Annotated in this window: 1 protein-coding gene; it reads right to left on the bottom strand. The window is 69.2% G+C overall.

Going from position 1 to position 351, the window contains the following annotated elements; genetic code table 11:
- Positions 1–2: 2 nt before the first annotated feature.
- Positions 3–351: type 2 periplasmic-binding domain-containing protein (locus ACPYOM_RS22195; RefSeq protein ID WP_481347619.1), on the bottom strand; the 349-nt coding region annotated here is incomplete at its 5' end.

Below are 351 nucleotides of genomic sequence, written 5' to 3'. Positions count from 1 at the left end.
CGTTACTTCAGCAGCTCGGAGCTGGAGATGGCGCCGGTGCCCAGGCCCCACTTGTCCAGGGTGGCCTTGTACGCCGGGCCGGCCATCAGCGACTGCATCGCCGCGTGCAGCGCCGGGCCCAGCCCTGACGTCTTCGCGGTCCCCAGTGCGACGATGTTGTTGCCGACCTTCTTCTTGTACCGCTGCGGGTACAGCTCGAAAGCCTGCGGCTGCTGCTTGGCGGCCCACGCCAACGGCGCGGTGTCGGAGAAGACGCCGTCGATCCGCTTGGAGGCCAGCTGCGTCAAAGAGCCCTGCACGTCCGGCAGGACCACCGCGTCGACCGCCGGCTTGCCCGCGGCCTGACAGTCG

Source organism: Monashia sp. HAY1-2A (genome assembly GCF_056755315.1).
Note: the sequence above shows the minus strand (reverse complement) of the source record. Positions and strands in the feature narration are given on the sequence as shown.